The sequence below is a fragment of the Pseudomonas sp. FW305-28 genome, assembly GCF_017351395.1.
Taxonomy (GTDB): Bacteria; Pseudomonadota; Gammaproteobacteria; order Pseudomonadales; family Pseudomonadaceae; genus Aquipseudomonas; species Aquipseudomonas fluorescens_AA.
Window position 1 is genome coordinate 25,481 of sequence record NZ_JACNDD010000019.1, and the last position, 18,293, is coordinate 43,773.

The following is an 18,293-nucleotide window of genomic DNA, read 5'->3' on the forward strand; positions in this document are numbered from 1 at the left end:
TAATAAACCTGTGGGAGCGAGCTTGCTCGCGATAACGGAGTGTCAGTCACCTTCAACATTTGACTGGAACACCGCTATCGCGAGCAAGCTCGCTCCCACAATGGTTCGGCGTGGGTTTTAGAGCAGGTTTTCGTCCGTAGCAGGCACGATCAGGATCCCGGCCCGCAAGCCATTCTTGACCTTGGGGTTCGGGAAAATGATCCGGGCGCCCTCCTCTTCGATCACCCAGCGGGTCTGGGCGATGTCCTCGGCCAGCACATAACCTTTTTCAAGCTCGGAGAAGTTCTCGATGTCCGCCGGCAGGTTCAGGCGGAAACTGTCGCTGTGCTTGATGATTTCCCGTGCCACGCTGAACAGCTGGAGGCCGTCGAGGCCTTCATCCAGCGCCGGCTCGTTGCCTTCGATGATTTGTTGCAGGCGGGTTTCCAGCAGGCTGACGTTGACGCCGTCGTTCTGCCCGAATGGCCGGGCCTTGCCCAGCTCCAGGGTGAAGGACTCGGCGCCGAGCTGATCGTAGGTGTAGGCACTGAAGACGATGGACGGCTTGTTCTGCAGCAACACCGCCTCCATGCCCGCGGCACGCAAGCGTGCCAGCTCATGGCGTGAATGCGCGCGGCCTTCCTTCCATGGGTATAGGGCAAACTGCTCGATCTTCGAGCCGCGGATAGCGGTGTGCAGGTCGTAATGCAAGCGGCTGCGTTCCGGCCGACTGAAGAAACTGGCGGCCAGCCGCTCCAGCTCGCAGGCTCGCAGCGCTTCAGGACCGCCACTGAGCTCATGGCGACCGTTGAACAGCCGGTTGACGTCCTGCTCGACGAAACGCTCACCGCGCCGGATGGCCTCGGGGTTGCCGAACAGGAACAGAATGCGTGCCCGCGGTTTCAGGTCGCCACGGGCAATGTCGTGCAGCAGGCGGTCGAGCAATTCGATCGGCGCGGTTTCATTGCCGTGGATACCGGCCGACAGCAGCAGGTCCAGGCCGTTATCCCGGGCTTCGGGCGGCTTAACCTCCAGCGCGCCCTCGCTCAGCCAGCGCATCCGTACGCCTTCGACAGTCAGTTGAGTCTTCTCCGCCGGTTCACGGCCGGCGAGGGTCAGTTCAAGCAGTTTGCCGAGGGCGAGCATAGCGCGGTTTCCTTAGTGGTCGTGGCCGCAATCCGGGCCATGGACATGGTCATCGTCGCCGACGTCCGCCGGTTCCATTTCCAGTTGCAGGCTGACCAGGTTGGTCGCCAATGGACGCAACAACAGGTTGGCGTATTCCTCGTCCCCTTCCTCGACATCGACGCCGATCAGCAACTGACCGCGGCCATCCTGCTGGATCCACAACTCCTTGCCTTGCCACATCACCGCGACACGGGTGCAGGAGGTTTCCAGTTGGGTGCCGTCGGTGTCTTCAAGGATCAGCTGCAGGGTATCGCTCATGTCTTTAGGTTCTCGTCTGGGGATAAGGCAACGCGCCCTGCTTTGACTGTAGTCAGGTCGCGTGCGCTTTCAATTGATCTGGAAAGGATAAACCGCGCCAAGTTTAAGGATTTGTGTCAGTTCATCCAATGCCGCACGGCATTCGAGCAGCAACTGCGGGTCTGCCAGGTCATTTTCGGTCATGCGGTCGCGGTAGTGCCGCTCGACCCATTGGGTCAGCGAATCGTACAGCGGCGCGGTCATGATAACCCCTGGGTTGACGGCCGCCAGCTCGGTTTCATTGAGGGCCACGCGCAACCTCAGGCAAGCCGGGCCGCCACCGTTCTGCATGCTTTGCTTGAGGTCGAAGACCTTCACTTCGCGAATCACCCCGCCAGCGCCCGTCAGGCCTTGCAGGTATTGCCAGACGCGTTCGTTGCCGCGGCATTCTTCCGGCACGATCAAGAGCATGGAGCCGTCGGGACGCGACAGCAGCTGGCTATTGAACAGGTAGGAACGTACCGCGTCATCGACAGTCACCGCCGAACGCGGCACGCACACCGACTGAAATTTCCCACCGACCTTGGCGAGTTTGCTGCTCAACTCGGCCAACATCCTGTCGGTCTCGAGAAACGCGTCCTCGTGATAGAACAGCACTTCGCCATTACCCACCGCGATCACGTCGTTGTGGAACACACCCTGGTCGATCACCGACGGATTCTGTTGGGCGTACACCACGCCCTCCTCCCGCAGCCCATGCAGGCGGGCAACGGCCTGGGAGGCTTCCAGGGTCTGGCGCGCCGGGTACTTCTGCGGTGCGGGATAACGGGTGTCGAAGGCGCTGCGACCGAAGACGAAGAACTCCACGCCGGCTTCGCCGTAGGCGCGGCAGAAACGGGTGTGGTTGGCCGCGCCTTCATCGCCGAACTGCGCCACCGCCGGCAACGCGGCGTGGTGGGCGAAGTGCTGCTGGTCGGCAAACATCGCCCCCAACACGCGACTGGTGGTCGGATGCTCGATGCTACGGTGGTACTTGCAGTTCAGATTGGCGGCGGTGAAATGCACGCGACCATCGGCGGTGTCGGCGCTCGGGCTGACCGTGGCGGCGTTGGCCACCCACATGCTGGAGGCCGAGCAGCTGGCGACCAACAGCGGCATCGCTTCCTTCGCGGCCTGCTGGATCACCTGGGCATCGCTGCCGGCAAAGCCCAACCGGCGCAGGGCCGCCACGTCCGGGCGCTCCTGTGGCGCCAGCACGCCTTGCTGGAACCCCATGTCCATCAGCGCTTTCATTTTCGCCAGGCCCTGCAACGCCGCTTCCTTGGGGTTGGAGGATTGCTGGCTGTTGCTCTGGGACGCGACGTTGCCGTACGAGAGCCCGCCGTAGTTATGGGTCGGCCCCACTAGACCGTCAAAGTTGACTTCATAGGATTTCATCAGCGAGGCTCCACGAGAATCTGTTTTTTATAGGCATCAATTACAACTGCGTCGCGGCTATCGCGGGCAAGCCTTGCTCCCACAGGTTTTGCATAGGCCCTGTGGGGACAAGACTTGCTCCCACAGGTTTTGCATAACCCCTGTGGGGACAAGCCTTGTTCCCACAGGTTTTGCATAACCCCTGTGGGGACAAGGCTTGCTCTCACAGGTTTTGCATAACCCCTGTGGGGACAAGGCTTGCCCGCGATGGCGGTCTCAAGACATGCGCACACCGGGGGTCAGGGCAGCCGGCATGACAAGGCTCGGGGTCTCCAGGGAAGCCACCGGGTACGCGCAATAATCGGCCGCGTAATAAGCACTGGCGCGATGGTTGCCCGAGGCACCGACACCGCCGAACGGGGCACTGCTGGCGGCGCCGGTCAGCTGTTTGTTCCAGTTGACGATACCGGCGCGGCTCTGCAGCCAGAATTGCTGGTAACGCGCCTGGGAATCAGACAGCAACCCGGCCGCCAGGCCGTACTGCGTATTGTTGGCCTCGGTGATGGCCGCAGCGAAGTCCGTGTAGCGGATCACTTGCAGCAACGGCCCGAACAGCTCTTCATCAGGACGCTCGGCCACGGCAGTCACATCCAGGATACCCGGCGTCAGCAATGCCGCCTGGGGCTGCGGCTGGGTCATGGCCAACAGCGGCACGGCGCCTTTGCCCAGCAAATGGTTTTGCGCGTCCATCAGCGCCTTCGCCGCCCCCAGGGAAATCACCGAGCCCATGAACGGTGCCGGTTGCTGGTCGAAGGCACCGACTTCAAGGGTCGAGCTGACCGCCACCAGGCGCGCCAGCAAGGCATCGCCCCACGGGCCTTGCGGCACCAACAGGCGACGCGCACAGGTGCAGCGCTGCCCGGCGGAAATGAAGGCCGACTGGATAATGGTGTAGACCGCCGCATCGACGTCCGCCACCTCATCCACCACCAGCGGGTTGTTACCGCCCATTTCCAGCGCGAGGATCTTGTCCGGACGCCCGGAAAATTGTTGATGCAGCAGATTGCCGGTGCGGCTGGAGCCGGTGAAGAACAGCCCGTCGATACCTGGGTTCGCTGCCAGGGCGATACCGGTTTCCCGCGCGCCTTGCAGCAGGTTCAGCACACCCGCCGGCAGACCGGCCTCAACCCAGCACTTGACCGTCAGCTCGGCGACTTTCGGCGTCAGCTCGCTCGGCTTGAACAACACGCTGTTGCCGGCCAGCAGCGCGGGCACGATATGACCGTTGGGCAAGTGACCGGGGAAGTTGTAGGGACCGAAGACCGCCACCACGCCGTGGGGTTTGTGGCGCAGCACGGCGGTGGCGTCGCCCAGGGGGCCGCTCTTCTCACCGGTCCGCTCACGGTAGCTCTGCACCGAAATGGCGACTTTATTGACCATGCTGGTGACTTCGGTCGCCGCTTCCCACAACGGCTTGCCGGTTTCTTCACCGATGCACTGGGCCAGTTCGTCAGCGTGGCTTTTCAGGGCCGCGGCAAAAGCTTCCAACACCTGGATGCGTTCATCCAGCGAGCGCCGCGCCCAGTCCGGGAACGCCTGGCGCGCGGCCTGCACCGCCGATTCCACTTGCGCCGCCGTGGCACCGTTGCCCGACCACAACACTTGCTGGGTCACTGGGTTCAACGACTCAAAGAGGTCGCCCTGGCCTTCCAGCCAGCTACCTGCGATGTACAACGAATTCATCATTTCGACTCCCGGGCAGCGGACAACGCAACGGCACGCACCTGATCGCCGGCATTGAGTTGAAGACGCTTGGCGGTCAGCGGATCGACCACCAGAGTGCCTGCGGCGAAGCGCGCCGGTGCAGCGGTGATGCGGCAGTCTTCGCGCTTGCGGTTATGGATGAGGAACGGCGTGGCGTCATCGCCCGGCGTGCCGATGGCCAGCACCAGCGCCTGGCTGTCGCGAATCGCGCGGATCTTGCCGGTCTCGCACTCCACCGCCGGGCCGGCGTCGAAGATGTCGACGTAACCCTGATAGCTGAAACCTTCGCTCTTGAGCATCGACAAGGCCGGTTCAGTGTCCGGATGAACCTGGCCAATCACGGCCCGGGCATCTTCGGACAGGAAACAGGTGTACAGCGGGAATTTGGGCATCAGTTCAGCGATGAACGCCTTGTTGCCCACGCCGGTGAGGTAGTCGGCCTGGCTGAACTCCATTTTGAAGAAATGCCGGCCCAGGCTTTCCCAGAACGGCGAACGTCCGTTGTCGTCGGACATGCCGCGCATCTCGGCAATGATCTTGTTGCCGAACAACTGCGGGAACTCGGCGATGAACAACAGCCGCGCCTTGGCCAGCATCCGGCCATTGAGGCCACTGCGGTAGTCGGCGTGGAGGAACAACGAGCACAGCTCGGAATTGCCGGTCAGGTCGTTGGCCAGGAACAGGGTCGGGATTTCCCGATAGATGTTCAATTCCTGGGAAGCGCTGACCGTCAGGCCGACCCGAAAGTTGTACCAGGGCTCACGCAGCCCCACGGCACCGGCGATGGCGGAAATGCCCACCACGCGCCCGTCATCGTCTTCGAGCACGAACAGGTAGTCCGCATCACCGCGCCCGGCTTCGCCGCGAAAGGTCTTCTCGGCCCAACCGACCCGATGGGCCAGGCGCTCCTCATTGGCCGGCAAGGTGGTCAGGCCGGTGCCCGTGCTGCGGGCCAGGGCGATCAGAGCGGGTAAATCGCTGCTGCGTACGGGACGAACGATCATGCTATCTCCTCAAACGGGCCGCTTGCGCCACCCGCGAAACTCATTAAACCGCCACCAGGCGCACGCTGGCGCCTTCGCCAACGCCCAAGGCTTCGGCCGCTTCCATATCCAGGGTCACCGGTTTGCCCGGCGCGTAGTCGAGTTCGAGCAGCACGGCGCGGTAATCCTGCAACTGGGCATTGGCCACCAGGTATTGCCGGCCGACGCCCTTGACCGGTTCGCCGATCTTCACCGGCACCACGCGGCTCTGGGCGATCGAGCGGATGCCCGAGACACGGGCATGCAGGGTCGGGCCACCGTCGAAGATGTCGATGTAGTGATCGGTCTCGAAACCCTCGCGCATCAGGATGTCGAAGGTGATCTGCGCCCGCGGATGTACCTGGCCCATGGCTTCCTGGGCGGCATCCGGCAACAGCGGCACATAGATCGGGTAATGGGGCATCAGCTCGGCGAGGAAGGTACGGCTCTTCAGTCCGCACAGGCGCTCGGCGGCGGCGTAGTTGAGGTCGAAGAAGTTGCGACCGATGGCGTCCCAGAACGGCGAGTCGCCATTCTCATCGCTGTAGCCGACGATCTCGGTCACCACCGAATCGGCGAACCGCTCCGGATGGCTGGCGACGAACAACAGCCGCCCCCGTGAATTGAGTTCCGACCATGGCGAGCCCACCAGTTCCGGCACCACGTAGAAACTGGTCAGCAGGCTGTTGCCGGTCAGGTCGTGGCATTGGGAGAGCACGTGGATCTTGTTGTGGATCTTCAGCTCACGGGAGGCGTGCACGAAGGTCTCGTTGCGAAAGCTGTAGAACGGTTCGGAATAACCGGCCGACGCGACGATGGCCGAACAGCCCGCCAGCTTGCCGGTCGCGGTGTCTTCGAGGACGAAGAAATAGCTCTCTTCGCCGTTGAAGCTGACTTCGGCGGCAAACGAGGCTTCGCTTGCGGCGATCTTGTCGCTCAGGCGTTCCACGTCATCCGGCAAGGAAGTGACACCGATCGGACTGTCCGCAGCCAGACGCTGTACCTCGCCCAGATCCGCCATTTGCGCGGGGCGCATCACCAGCATGGTGTCACTCCTTAACTTGAAATAAAGGGTTCGACCCTCAGGTCGACACACAGAAAAAAATACTGACTCCCTGTGGGAGCAAAGCTTGCTCGCGATGCAGGCAATGAGCTCTACCTGTCAAACCGAGGCGATCCCATCGCGAGCAAGCTCAGCTCCCACAAGAAACTGGCTCCCCATGGAGCCGGTTCAGTTTTTCGGGATCAGGCTTGCGTCAGCTTCGCCGCGGCCCGCTCGAAGCGGTCCAGGCCGGCGTCGATGTCGGCGTCTTCCACCACCAGGCTCGGGGCGAAGCGAATCACGTCCGGGCCGGCTTGCAGGATCATCAGGCCTTCCTGTTCGGCGGCGTTGAAGATGTCCTTGGCCTTGCCTTTCCAGGCATCGTTCAGCACGCAGCCGATCAGCAGGCCCAGGCCACGCACTTGGGTGAACAGGCCGTACTTCTCGCCGATCTGCTCCAGGCGCGCCTTGAACTTGGCGTGCTTGGTTTTGACACCACCGAGCACCTCAGGCGTATTGACCACATCGATCACCGCTTCGGCCACCGCGCAGGCCAGCGGGTTGCCGCCATAGGTGGTGCCGTGGGTGCCGACCACCAGGTGCTTGGCCAGGGCTTCGGTGGTGAGCATCGCCGCAATCGGGAAACCACCGCCCAGGCTCTTGGCGCTGGTGAGGATGTCCGGGACCACGCCGTAATGCATGTAGGCAAACAGATGACCGCTGCGGCCCATGCCGGTCTGCACTTCGTCGAACACCAGCAGCGCGTCGTGGGCATCGCACAGGTCGCGGGCGCCTTGCAGGTAGGCCTGCTCGGCCGGCAGCACGCCGCCCTCGCCCTGGATCGGCTCCAGCACCACGGCGCAGGTCTTGTCCGAGACAGCGGCTTTCAACGCGGCCAGGTCGTTATAAGGAACGTGGGTGATGCCAGTGATTTTAGGCCCGAAACCGTCGGAGTACTTCGACTGCCCGCCGACGTTGACGGTGAACAGGGTGCGACCGTGGAAGCTATTGAGCGCGGCGATGATTTCGTATTTTTCGCTGCCGAAACGATCGAACGCAACACGCCGGGCCAGCTTGAAGGCGGCCTCGTTGGCTTCGGCGCCGGAGTTGCAGAAAAACGCGCGCTCGGCAAACGTCGCGTTGACCAGCTTGTGGGCCAGGCGCAGGGCCGGCTCATTGGTGAAGACGTTGGAGACGTGCCACAGCTTGTTGGCCTGTTCAGTCAGTGCGCCGACCAGCGCCGGGTGGGCGTGGCCCAGTACGTTGACTGCAATGCCGCCAGCAAAGTCGATCAACTCACGACCGGATTGGTCCCATACGCGGGAACCGGCACCACGCACAGGTATGAAGGCAGCAGGTGCATAGTTGGGAACCATAACCTGGTCGAAATCGGCGCGTTGTACCGCGGCTTGCTCAACGGACATCGGAGTCTCCTGATGAGGAACACCCGCCTGGAACTGGCGGGCTTGGTAAGGATTGTAAGGACAGTTTTCAGCCCGGCCTTGCCGCCAAGCGACAACTTCTTATAGCGCCAACCCACGTTTTGCGCGGGTTTACGGCAATGCGACAAATAGCGTCGCAAAGGCGCAGTTTAAACGTTGCCAGTGGATTTGAGGCGCCCGCCTCGAGATTTGATTCAGAAGCTTTCCCTTGCCAGGCACTTGCGGCAAAGGGACTTACCTGTGGGAGCAAAGCTTGCTCGCGATGAACGATGACTCGGTTAGCCTGCACAAATGTGGCGCCTGCATCGCGGGCAAGCCTTGCTCCCACAGATTCCCTTGCTGCCGGGAAGTTGTGCCAGCCTAACCCCGCTCGGACGGCACCGAGGACAATTCGAACGGGCTGCTGCTGCGTCGCTGGTTGCGGTCTTCCCGCGGCGTGGCGCCGAAGAAGTTGCGGTAGGCGCTGGAGAAGTGTGGCCCCGAGGAGAAACCGCAGGACAGGCCGATCTGGATGATGGATTTGCTGGTCTGCATCAACATCTGCCGGGCCTTGTTCAGGCGCAGTTCCAGGTAATACTGGCTGGGCACGCGGTTGAGGTATTGCTTGAAGATCCGCTCCAGTTGCCGGCGGGATACACACACATGCTGGGCGATTTCGTCGGTGGTCAGCGGCTCTTCGATATTGGCTTCCATCAGCAGCACCGCCTGGGTGAGCTTTGGATGGCTGGAGCCGAGGCGGTTCTGCAACGGGATGCGCTGGCGCTCGCCGCCTTCACGAATGCGCTCGACCACCAACTCTTCCGACACCGCACCGGCCAGCTCCGCACCGTGATCCCGGGCCAGGACCGCCAGCAACAGATCCAGCACCGACATGCCGCCGCAAGCGCTCAGGCGATCGCGATCCCAGTCAAACAGATGGCTGGTGGCGATGACCTTGGGGAAACGTTCGGAGAAGTCGTCCTGCCAGCGCCAATGCACGGCGGCACGGTAACCGTCGAGCAAACCCAGCTGGGCCAAGGGATAGACACCCGCCGACAAACCACCGATCACGCAACCGGCACGCACCAGTTGCTTGAGGGCGCTGCTCAGGGGCGAGGCCAGTGCGGTCGGCGGCTCATCGGCCAGCAGGAACAGCTTCTGGAACCCCTCGAGCTTGCCGGCCCAAGGTTCGCCCGGCAATTGCCAGGCGCCGGCGGCCGGTGGCTCGGCCTGCAGGAACGACAGCTCGTAGACCACATCCGGATGCACCCGCTGAGCGACACGCAAGGCCTCCTCGGCCAGCGCCAGCGTCAAGGCTTTAGTGCTGGGCCAAATCAGGAAACCTATTCGATGGGCAGTCATGGCGGGCGATCCGAAGCGAAAACAGTGTTAAAGCCAAAAGCGGCTGCAACCAAATTAGACCATCTGGCGCGCGGTGCGCAGCATGACCCAAATCAGGTGCGTAACGGGAGCGATTACTTGAGGCTGCCCGAAAGAAATTGTTGCAGGCGCTCCGATTGCGGATTGACCAGCACTTCACGTGGGTTGCCGCTTTCTTCGACGATGCCTTTGTGCAGGAACACCAGCTGGTTCGACACCTCGCGGGCAAAGCCCATTTCGTGAGTCACCACCACCATGGTCCGACCTTCCACGGCCAGGGCCTGCATCACCTTGAGCACGTCGCCCACCAGCTCCGGGTCCAGCGCCGAGGTCGGCTCGTCGAACAGCATCACCTCAGGCTCCATCGCCAGCGCACGGGCAATCGCCACGCGCTGCTGCTCGCCGCCGGACATGTGGCCCGGGTAGGCATCCTTGCGATGGGCCACGCCGACCTTGTTCAGGTAGTGCTCGGCCTTCTCCCGCGCTTCAGCCTTGGCCACGCCCAGTACATGCACGGGCGCCTCCATGATGTTTTCCAGCGCGGTCATGTGGGACCACAGGTTGAAATGCTGGAACACCATCGACAGCCGCGAACGCATGCGCTGCAGTTGCTTGGGGTCTGCGGCCTTCATGGCGCCATCCTTGCCGGCGACCAGTTTCAGCTCTTCGTTGTTGAGCAGAATCTTGCCGGCATGGGGTTGCTCGAGCAGGTTGATGCAACGCAGGAAAGTACTCTTGCCGGAGCCACTGGAGCCGATGATGCTGATCACATCGCCAGCGGCGGCCTTCAGGGACACGCCCTTGAGCACTTCATGACTGCCATAGCGTTTATGCAGGTCTTGGACTTCAAGCTTGTACATGCGGTCGGTTCTCACAAAACGTCAGTCGTTGAGCAGTCGATCGGATCGATGCGTTATCAGTGCTTGCGCGGGGCCAGGTAACCCAGCCAGCGGCGCTCGGCCAGTTTGAACAGGCGCACCAGAATGAAGGTCAGGCACAGGTAGAAAGCGCCGGCCGTGATGTAGGCCTCGAACGGCAAGTAATACTGCGCATTCACCGTGCGCGCCGCGCCGGTGATGTCGATCAGGGTCACGATGGATGCCAGGCTGGTGGTCTGCAACATCATGATCACTTCGTTGCTGTATTGCGGCAGCGCCCGACGCAAGGCCGACGGCAGCAGGATCCGGCGATACAGCTTGTAGCGCGACATGCCCATGGCCTTGGCCGCTTCGATCTCACCATTGGGCGTGGCCCGCAGGCTGCCGGCGATGATTTCGGCGGTGTAGGCGCTGGTGTTGATGGCAAACGCCAGGCAAGCACAGAACGTCGCGCTGGACAGCCATGGCCAGAGGAAGCTTTCGCGCACGATCGCGAACTGCGCCAGCCCGTAGTAGATCAGGAACAGCTGCACCAGCATCGGCGTGCCGCGGATCACGTAGGTGTAGAGCCAGGCCGTCATGTTGACGATCGGCTGCTTGGACACCCGCATCAGCCCCAGGGGCAACGCCGCCAGCAGGCCGAAGAACAGCGACAGGGCCAACAATTTGAGGGTGGTCAGCAAGCCACTGAAATACAGCGGCAAGGCTTCATAGATGACGTTGTAGTCGAAGATCATAGATCAGCCGCCCTTACGCCTACCGAGTAGCGCTTCTCAAGGTGACGCAACGCCAGCAACGAGACACTGGTGATCACCAGGTACATCGCCGCCACTGCGAGGAAGAAGGTGAAAGGCTCGCGAGTGGCATCCGCCGCCTGCTTGGCCTTGAACATCATGTCTTGCAGGCCCACCACCGAAATCAGCGCAGTGGCCTTGGTCAATACCAGCCAGTTGTTGGTGAAGCCCGGAATCGCCAGGCGAATCATCTGCGGCACCAGCACCCGGAAGAACACCTGGAAGCCGCTCATGCCATATGCCATGCCCGCCTCGGCCTGGCCCTTGGGAATCGCCATGAATGCACCGCGAAAGGTCTCCGACAGGTACGCACCGAAGATGAAGCCCAGGGTGCCGATACCGGCCGCCAGCGGGTTCAGGTCGATGTAGTCGTCATAGCCGAGCATCGGTGCCACGCGATTGAGCAAGTCCTGGCCGCCGTAGAAAATCAGCAGGATCAGCACCAGGTCGGGAATGCCGCGAATGACCGTGGAATACAGGTCGCCCAGCCACGCCAGCCAGCGCACCGGAGAAAGGCGCAACGCAACGCCGATCAAACCCAGGACGATGGCCAGGGCCATGGACGACAAGGCGAGCTCAAGCGTCAACCATGCGCCATCGAGGATGACAGCCCCGTAGCCTTTCAACATGATTCAGGTCCTCGAAAGTGGGATGAAAAAAATGGCGCAAACCGCAGAGATCCTGTTGCTTGCGCCATTTCGCACGAGTGGCGGGACGTCGTTACTTGCCGTAGATGTCGAAAGCGAAGTATTTGTCCTGGATTTGCTTGTACTTGCCGTTCTCGCGGAGGGCGGTGATCGCGCCATTGATCTTGTCTTTCAGCGCATCGCCCTTGCGAACCGCGATACCGATGCCGTCGCCGAAGTATTTCTCGTCGGTGAAGGCTGGACCTACGAATGCGAAGCCCTTGCCGGCATCGGTCTTGAGGAAGCCGTCATCCAACAGGGTAGCGTCTGCCACGGTGCCGTCGAGGCGGCCGGCGGCGACGTCCAGGTAGATTTCGTTCTGCGAACCGTACGGCTTGATCTCGGCACCCAGCGGAGCCAGGACTTCACGGGCGAAACGCTCGTGGATCGAACCACGCTGCACGCCGATGTTCTTGCCCTTGAGCTCGGCCAGGTTGTCGCTGACCTGGGTACCGGCCTTCATCACCAGACGGGCCGGGGTGTTGTAGTACTTGTTGGTGAAATCAACGGACTTCTTGCGATCTTCAGTGATGGACATGGACGACAGGATCGCGTCGATCTTGCGCACCTTCAGCGCCGGTATCAGGCCGTCGAATTCTTGCTCGACCCATACGCACTTGACCTTCATTTCTTCGCACAGCGCGTTGCCGATGTCGTAGTCGAAGCCAACGATACTGCCATCCGGGGCTTTCGAGGCGAACGGAGGGTAAGCCGCTTCGATACCAATCTTCAGGGGTTTCTCATCAGCGAAGGTCGGCAGGGACAGCACGGACAGTGCCAGGGCGCCAAGCAGCACAAGTTTCTTCATCTTGGGACTCCATCGGTAAAGGGCAAAAACGGCAGAGTGAGCAACAGCCCAATATGCGAATGGGTGGAACGAACGTGGGTGCTGCGTCCTGGGAAGCTCACGGTTTATCCAACGCGAGCCACGACGAGCGAGTGATCGGCATTCTAACGACAGGCCCGAAGCCGATATTTCTTCAATGCGACAACAAATTACAGAAGCACCGAGAAAGCGGTTCGAGCACATTGACAGCCCCGCAAATTCATGCAAGAGCAAAAGAAGGGAAACCGATCTATGCTGCAAATAGCGGGCCCATTATTCGCAAACCCTTCTAATCCGGCAAGCACAGCGTGTCGGCTTATTTTCCGGAACGCCCGGAGCCGCCCTGTAACGGGGCTTCGCGTTTCACATCGCCCCGTTGTGGCGCCTTTGGTTACACATTTCGAAACACCGGTAACGTTCAGACACCTCCCACTTCAAACGCCGATATTTATTCATTCGCCGAACCCGTGGCGAGGGAGCTTGCTCCCGCTGGGGGTAGGAGCTGCCGAAGGCTGCGATCTTTTGATCGTTCACTTCAGACTCCATTGCTTGAGGCAAGATCGCAGCCTCGCTACGCTCGACAGCTCCTACAAGGTGCAGCCGAGCGGGAGCAAGCTCCCTCGCCACAAGGGTGTCCAGTCCAGAGGTAGGTATGAACCTTATTCAGGACGTGGCAGGCCCCATAAAAAAAGCCCCGCTCGGCAAAACCGGGCGGGGCTTTTCGGTGTTACTGGTTAACGTCAGGCAACGTTCATGGTCTTGTGCGTCTCGATCAAGTGCGCCACCACACCCGGGTCGGCCAGGGTGGAGATATCACCCAACCCGTCGTATTCCGCCGTGGCAATCTTGCGCAGGATGCGGCGCATGATCTTGCCGGAACGGGTCTTCGGCAGCCCTGGTGCCCACTGGATCACATCCGGCGAGGCAATCGGACCGATCTCCTTGCGCACCCAGTTCTTCAGTTCCAGGCGCAGGGCCTCGCTGGTTTCTTCGCCGGCATTGAGGGTGACGTAGACATAGATGCCCTGCCCCTTGATGTCGTGCGGCACACCCACCACCGCCGCTTCGGCGACTTTCGGGTGGGCGACCATGGCGCTCTCGATCTCGGCCGTGCCCATGCGGTGGCCGGACACGTTGAGCACGTCATCCACTCGACCGGTGATCCAGTAGTAACCGTCCTCGTCGCGACGGGCGCCGTCACCGGTGAAGTACATGCCGCTGAAGGTCTTGAAGTAGGTGTCGACGAAACGATCATGATCGCCGTACAGCGTACGCGCCTGGCCTGGCCAAGAATCGAGGATCACCAGGTTGCCTTCGGCCGCGCCTTCGATCAGGTTGCCGAGGTTGTCCACCAGCGCCGGCACCACACCGAAGAACGGGCGAGTAGCCGAACCCGGCTTCAACGCCGTGGCGCCTGGCAATGGGCTGATCAGCACGCCACCGGTCTCGGTCTGCCACCAGGTGTCGACGATCGGGCAACGTTCCTTGCCGACGTTCTTGTAGTACCAGTCCCAGGCTTCCGGGTTGATCGGCTCACCCACCGAACCCAACAGGCGCAGGCTGCTGCCATCGGCGCCTTCGACGGCGGCGGTGCCCGAGGCCATCATCGCGCGGATGGCGGTTGGCGCGGTGTAGAGGATGCTGACCTTGTGCTTGTCGATGACCTTGGCTACCCGGGTGATGTCCGGGTAGTTCGGCACGCCTTCGAACAGCAGCGTGGTCGCACCATTGGCCAGCGGGCCGTAGACGATATAGCTGTGGCCGGTGACCCAGCCCACGTCGGCGGTGCACCAGTAGACCTCGCCTGGCTTGTAGTCGAACACGCGCTCATGGGTCAGCGCTGCATACAACAGGTAGCCGGCCGTGGTGTGCTGCACGCCCTTGGGCTTGCCGGTGGAACCGGAGGTGTAGAGGATGAACAGCGCTTCTTCGGCGCCCATCTCCTTCGGTGCGCAAACGGTGCCGGCCACCTTCATCAGGTCTTCGTACCAGATGTCGCGGTGCTGGTTCCACTTGATGTTGCCAGCCGTGCGCTTGCACACGATGACTTTCTGGATGCTGCTGGTTTCCGGGTTGGTCAGCGCGTCATCGACGTTAGCCTTGAGCGGGATCTTCTTGCCAGCGCGAACGCCTTCGTCAGCGGTGATCACCACTTTGGATTTGCAGTCGATGATCCGGCCGGCCAGCGCTTCAGGGGAGAAGCCGCCGAACACTACCGAGTGAATCGCACCGATCCGGGTACAGGCCAGCATCGCGACCACAGCCTCAGGGATCATCGGCATGTAGATGGTCACCACGTCGCCGCGATGCACGTCCTGGCCACGCAGGGCGTTGGCGAACTTGCAGACTTCTTCGTGCAGTTCGCGATAGGTGATGTTGCGGCTCTCGGACGGGTCATCGCCCTCCCAGATAATCGCAATTTGATCGCCGCGCTCGGCCAGGTGACGGTCGAGGCAGTTGTAGGACACGTTCAAGGTGCCGTCGGCAAACCACTTGATATCGACATGGTGATCGTCGAAGGAGGTCTGCTTCACCGTGGTGAACGGTTTGATCCAGTCGAGGCGCTTGGCCTGCTCGCGCCAGAAGCCATCCGGGTTGACGACCGACTGCTGATACATCGCCTTGTAGGTCGCCTCGTCAGTCAACGTACTGGCCGCAACCTCGGGGCGAACGGGATACAGAGAAGCCGCACTCATCTTTCTTACCTCGGAGACATAGTTGTTTTTGTATGGTCCCGTTGTAGCCCGGGGCGGGCCTATAGAACCATTCGACGATGGTAGTAACAAGTCCCTACAAAATGTCGGTACTAACGTGCAACCCTGCTCCCGCCAGGCTTTCCCTGTGTAGCAGCCGAGCCTGTGGGAGCCGAGCTTGCTCGCGATGACGGCAGCACCTCCAACATAGATGCCACAGACAACCCCACCACCTGCAGCGATTATTACCAGATCAACCAACAGTGTTTATCAAAACCAAGGCTTTTTGCGCCCAGCCCCACTCCCTAAAATTCATCTCGCCAACCGGCAAACACGATTAACGCAACACAGCCCCCACGAAGGCCGTTAATCCAACTTCCAATACACGTTCCACACGCAACCCCAAAAAGGTTGCGTGACCCCACTCGACCTCAAGAAAGGTGAATTAGATGAAAGCTTTATGGGTTCTGGTCCTCGGCAGCCTTTGCGCCACCGCGATGGCAGACGAGGTCCCGACCGATGTCGCACAGCAAAAACCCGCCATTGAGGAGTACACCTACTCCACCCACCTGGATATCGCCAAAGTCATTTCCATGAGCGACATCCCCAATGTCTGCGAAGTGGTCCCGGCGAAGATGGAATACGACGACTCCAAGGGCCAGCGCCATATCCTGCGCTACAGCGTCATGGGCAACGGCTGCTCCAACGGCTGATCGACTTTGAACGAACCAGGAGCAACCACCATGAAAAGCAAACTGTTCTTCGCCTTGGCCCTGTCCGTACTGGCCGCCAATAGCTTCGCCGCCGACGGTTTCGATCGCACCGGTTCAGCCGCCGCCATCGACCGCTACAACCCCACGGATGCTGCCACGGTCGCCACCGACGGTCACGACCACACCGACCCGACCACTGTCGCAACCGATGGCAACGACCGCACCGGTTCGGCCCGTACCGATTGATCATTACTGGCATTTTCCATGGCCCGGTCTCGATCGGGCCTGGTTGTGTCTGGAACCGCTGAAAACCCTCCGAAAACACAACATGTAGTGCAAAACCGTAAAAAACGCTCGTTTTTTGATCAAAACCAACCGCCGTTCGACCCAGGCAAAAAAAATCTTCGGCGGCCAAAGCCTTGTAAATACTCGCTCCCACGCGGATATACCCTTCGCGACGCCGTCTGTGAGCCATTTCGCCGCAGCACGTAGGCAAAAAAGTCCTTATAATGCCGCCTCAAACGGGCCTGCAATATTCCCTTACAGGGGATCAAGGCTGCCTGAAGCCCACGCCAGCGCCAAATGCCTCCCGGCGTTCTGCGCCGCTTCGGAACGACCCGTACATTTTTCTGTTTATTGCCTGCGTCAGCTGCTGCAACAAACGATTTTTCAAGATCCACCGCGGCCAGTAGGCCTTCATCGGGCATCTGGCCCTCACGCAGGAGACGACACGTCATGCTGAGCTGGGACGAATTCGACAAAGAAGACGGCGAAGTCGCTGTAAAAGGCGCCAACGCCGGCCACGCTTCTGAAGCCAACATGGACCGCCTCGACAGCGCCGGCGGTGCCGCCGCCCTCGAAGCCCGGGCCGTGACGGCCAGCGACTCGGCCGCGATCATTCGCGCCAAGGCCGCCCTCGACAAACTCGACGTCGCCGAAGGCCTCGCCGAACTCGAAGGCGCCTCCGCCCGTGTCGCCGTCGATGAAAAGCGCATGATCAACTGCCGCGCCGACCTCAACCAGCTCGTCCCCTTCAAATACGACTGGGCCTGGCAGAAGTACCTGGACGGCTGCGCAAACCACTGGATGCCGCAAGAAGTTAACATGACCGCCGACATCGCCCTCTGGAAAAACCCGGAAGGCCTGACCGACGACGAGCGCCGCATCGTCATGCGCAACCTGGGCTTCTTCTCCACCGCTGACTCCCTGGTTGCCAACAACCTGGTCCTGGCCGTGTACCGCCTGATCACCAACCCGGAATGCCGCCAGTACATCCTGCGTCAGGCCTTCGAAGAGGCGATCCACACCCACGCCTACCAGTACTGCATCGAATCGCTGGCCATGGATGAAGGCGAGATCTTCAACATGTACCACGAGATCCCATCGGTCGCGAAAAAAGCCGCCTGGGGCCTGAAGTACACCCGTTCGATCTCCGATCCGAAGTTCGAAACCGGCACCCCGGACACCGACAAAGAGCTGCTGCGCAACCTGATCGCCTACTACTGCGTCCTGGAAGGCATCTTCTTCTACTGCGGCTTCACCCAGATCCTCTCCATGGGCCGCCGCAACAAAATGACCGGCGTTGCCGAGCAGTTCCAATACATCCTGCGCGACGAATCCATGCACCTGAACTTCGGCATCGACGTGATCAACCAGATCAAAATCGAAAACCCGCACCTGTGGGATGCCGAGATGAAGGAAGAAGCGACCCAGATGATCCTGCAGGGTACGCAGCTGGAGATCGAATACGCCCGCGACACCATGCCTCGCGGCGTGTTGGGCATGAACGCGGCGATGATGGAGGACTATCTGAAGTTCATCGCTAACCGTCGCCTGTCGCAGATTGGCCTGAAAGAAGAGTATCCAGGCACGACTAACCCGTTCCCTTGGATGAGCGAGATCATGGACTTGAAGAAAGAGAAGAACTTCTTTGAGACGCGAGTGATTGAGTATCAGACGGGTGGGGCTTTGAGCTGGGATTGATTCGCAAGAAGAATCCTATGTTGCACGCCTAACTGAAAACCCCGTGAAAACGGGGTTTTTTGTATTCTACGGAACCAAAACCGCGTTTAACTCCAGGACAGATACGCTACCTCTGCCCTACGAAAAACTCAGAATCGTTCCGCATTGACGCCGTACTGCCTCGTTACCTATCTTAGTCGCAGGTGCCTAAGAAACGCCCAACGTAGTAGCTAATCGCTGAGCATAGAACCGCGTACTGTCTAAGGACATTTGCAACTCTGTGTGGAGAAAA

At 60.9% G+C, this 18,293-nt stretch carries 17 protein-coding genes; 3 read left to right on the top strand and 14 right to left on the bottom strand.

Annotated features, from left to right (window positions below; genetic code table 11):
* Positions 1–117: 117 nt before the first annotated feature.
* The 13 genes from astE to acs all read right to left on the bottom strand — a co-directional run bounded on the left by astE (position 118) and on the right by acs (position 15,329).
* Positions 118–1,125, bottom strand: coding sequence for a succinylglutamate desuccinylase (gene astE / locus J4E53_RS06880; RefSeq protein ID WP_103308570.1), 1,008 nt, complete (start codon positions 1,123–1,125; stop codon positions 118–120).
* Between the two features lie 12 nt (positions 1,126–1,137).
* A complete protein-coding gene (locus J4E53_RS06885; RefSeq protein WP_003178862.1) occupies positions 1,138–1,425 on the bottom strand; it encodes a hypothetical protein in 288 nt (95 codons plus the stop codon).
* Positions 1,426–1,494: 69 nt separating this feature from the next.
* Complete coding sequence (gene astB, locus J4E53_RS06890; RefSeq protein ID WP_060741011.1) at positions 1,495–2,841, bottom strand: N-succinylarginine dihydrolase; 1,347 nt, start codon at positions 2,839–2,841, stop codon at positions 1,495–1,497.
* Between the two features lie 255 nt (positions 2,842–3,096).
* On the bottom strand, positions 3,097–4,566 hold the full coding sequence (gene astD / locus J4E53_RS06895) for a succinylglutamate-semialdehyde dehydrogenase (RefSeq protein ID WP_177431697.1): 1,470 nt from the start codon (positions 4,564–4,566) through the stop codon (positions 3,097–3,099).
* Positions 4,563–5,588, bottom strand: a complete 1,026-nt coding sequence (gene astA / locus J4E53_RS06900; RefSeq protein WP_039591862.1) for an arginine N-succinyltransferase — start codon at positions 5,586–5,588, stop codon at positions 4,563–4,565. Before astA ends, astD begins: the two co-directional genes overlap by 4 nt.
* A gap of 43 nt (positions 5,589–5,631) precedes the next feature.
* Positions 5,632–6,651, bottom strand: coding sequence for an arginine/ornithine succinyltransferase subunit alpha (aruF, locus tag J4E53_RS06905; RefSeq protein ID WP_092201660.1), 1,020 nt, complete (start codon positions 6,649–6,651; stop codon positions 5,632–5,634).
* A gap of 200 nt (positions 6,652–6,851) precedes the next feature.
* A complete protein-coding gene (locus J4E53_RS06910) occupies positions 6,852–8,072 on the bottom strand; it encodes an aspartate aminotransferase family protein (RefSeq protein WP_060741008.1) in 1,221 nt (406 codons plus the stop codon).
* A gap of 378 nt (positions 8,073–8,450) precedes the next feature.
* The gene (locus tag J4E53_RS06915) at positions 8,451–9,431 is read right to left on the bottom strand and encodes a GlxA family transcriptional regulator (protein ID WP_060741007.1); all 981 of its coding nucleotides are present in this window, start codon (positions 9,429–9,431) and stop codon (positions 8,451–8,453) included.
* A 113-nt stretch (positions 9,432–9,544) separates the two neighbouring features.
* The gene (locus tag J4E53_RS06920) at positions 9,545–10,309 is read right to left on the bottom strand and encodes an ABC transporter ATP-binding protein (protein WP_060741006.1); all 765 of its coding nucleotides are present in this window, start codon (positions 10,307–10,309) and stop codon (positions 9,545–9,547) included.
* Between the two features lie 56 nt (positions 10,310–10,365).
* The gene (locus J4E53_RS06925) at positions 10,366–11,064 is read right to left on the bottom strand and encodes an ABC transporter permease (RefSeq protein ID WP_060741005.1); all 699 of its coding nucleotides are present in this window, start codon (positions 11,062–11,064) and stop codon (positions 10,366–10,368) included.
* Positions 11,061–11,750 carry an ABC transporter permease gene (locus J4E53_RS06930; RefSeq protein WP_060741004.1) on the bottom strand — a complete coding sequence of 230 codons (690 nt, stop codon included), beginning with the start codon at positions 11,748–11,750 and terminating at the stop codon, positions 11,061–11,063. Before J4E53_RS06930 ends, J4E53_RS06925 begins: the two co-directional genes overlap by 4 nt.
* A gap of 91 nt (positions 11,751–11,841) precedes the next feature.
* Positions 11,842–12,615, bottom strand: coding sequence for an ABC transporter substrate-binding protein (locus J4E53_RS06935; RefSeq protein ID WP_060741003.1), 774 nt, complete (start codon positions 12,613–12,615; stop codon positions 11,842–11,844).
* Positions 12,616–13,373: 758 nt separating this feature from the next.
* The gene (gene acs / locus J4E53_RS06940; protein WP_060741002.1) at positions 13,374–15,329 is read right to left on the bottom strand and encodes an acetate--CoA ligase; all 1,956 of its coding nucleotides are present in this window, start codon (positions 15,327–15,329) and stop codon (positions 13,374–13,376) included.
* Positions 15,330–15,775: 446 nt separating this feature from the next.
* Between acs and J4E53_RS06945 the strand changes: the two genes are divergently transcribed.
* The gene (locus J4E53_RS06945) at positions 15,776–16,039 is read left to right on the top strand and encodes a DUF2790 domain-containing protein (RefSeq protein ID WP_025215112.1); all 264 of its coding nucleotides are present in this window, start codon (positions 15,776–15,778) and stop codon (positions 16,037–16,039) included.
* A gap of 30 nt (positions 16,040–16,069) precedes the next feature.
* Entirely contained in the window at positions 16,070–16,285 is a 216-nt protein-coding gene (locus J4E53_RS06950; RefSeq protein WP_060741000.1) for a hypothetical protein, read from the top strand.
* A gap of 119 nt (positions 16,286–16,404) precedes the next feature.
* Here J4E53_RS06950 and J4E53_RS06955 read toward each other — a convergent pair whose 3' ends face one another.
* Positions 16,405–16,746, bottom strand: coding sequence for a hypothetical protein (locus tag J4E53_RS06955; protein ID WP_146042615.1), 342 nt, complete (start codon positions 16,744–16,746; stop codon positions 16,405–16,407).
* A 28-nt stretch (positions 16,747–16,774) separates the two neighbouring features.
* On the opposite strand from J4E53_RS06955, the gene J4E53_RS06960 reads away from it, so the two are divergent.
* The gene (locus tag J4E53_RS06960) at positions 16,775–18,022 is read left to right on the top strand and encodes a ribonucleotide-diphosphate reductase subunit beta (RefSeq protein WP_003204812.1); all 1,248 of its coding nucleotides are present in this window, start codon (positions 16,775–16,777) and stop codon (positions 18,020–18,022) included.
* The last annotated feature ends 271 nt before the right edge of the window (positions 18,023–18,293 follow it).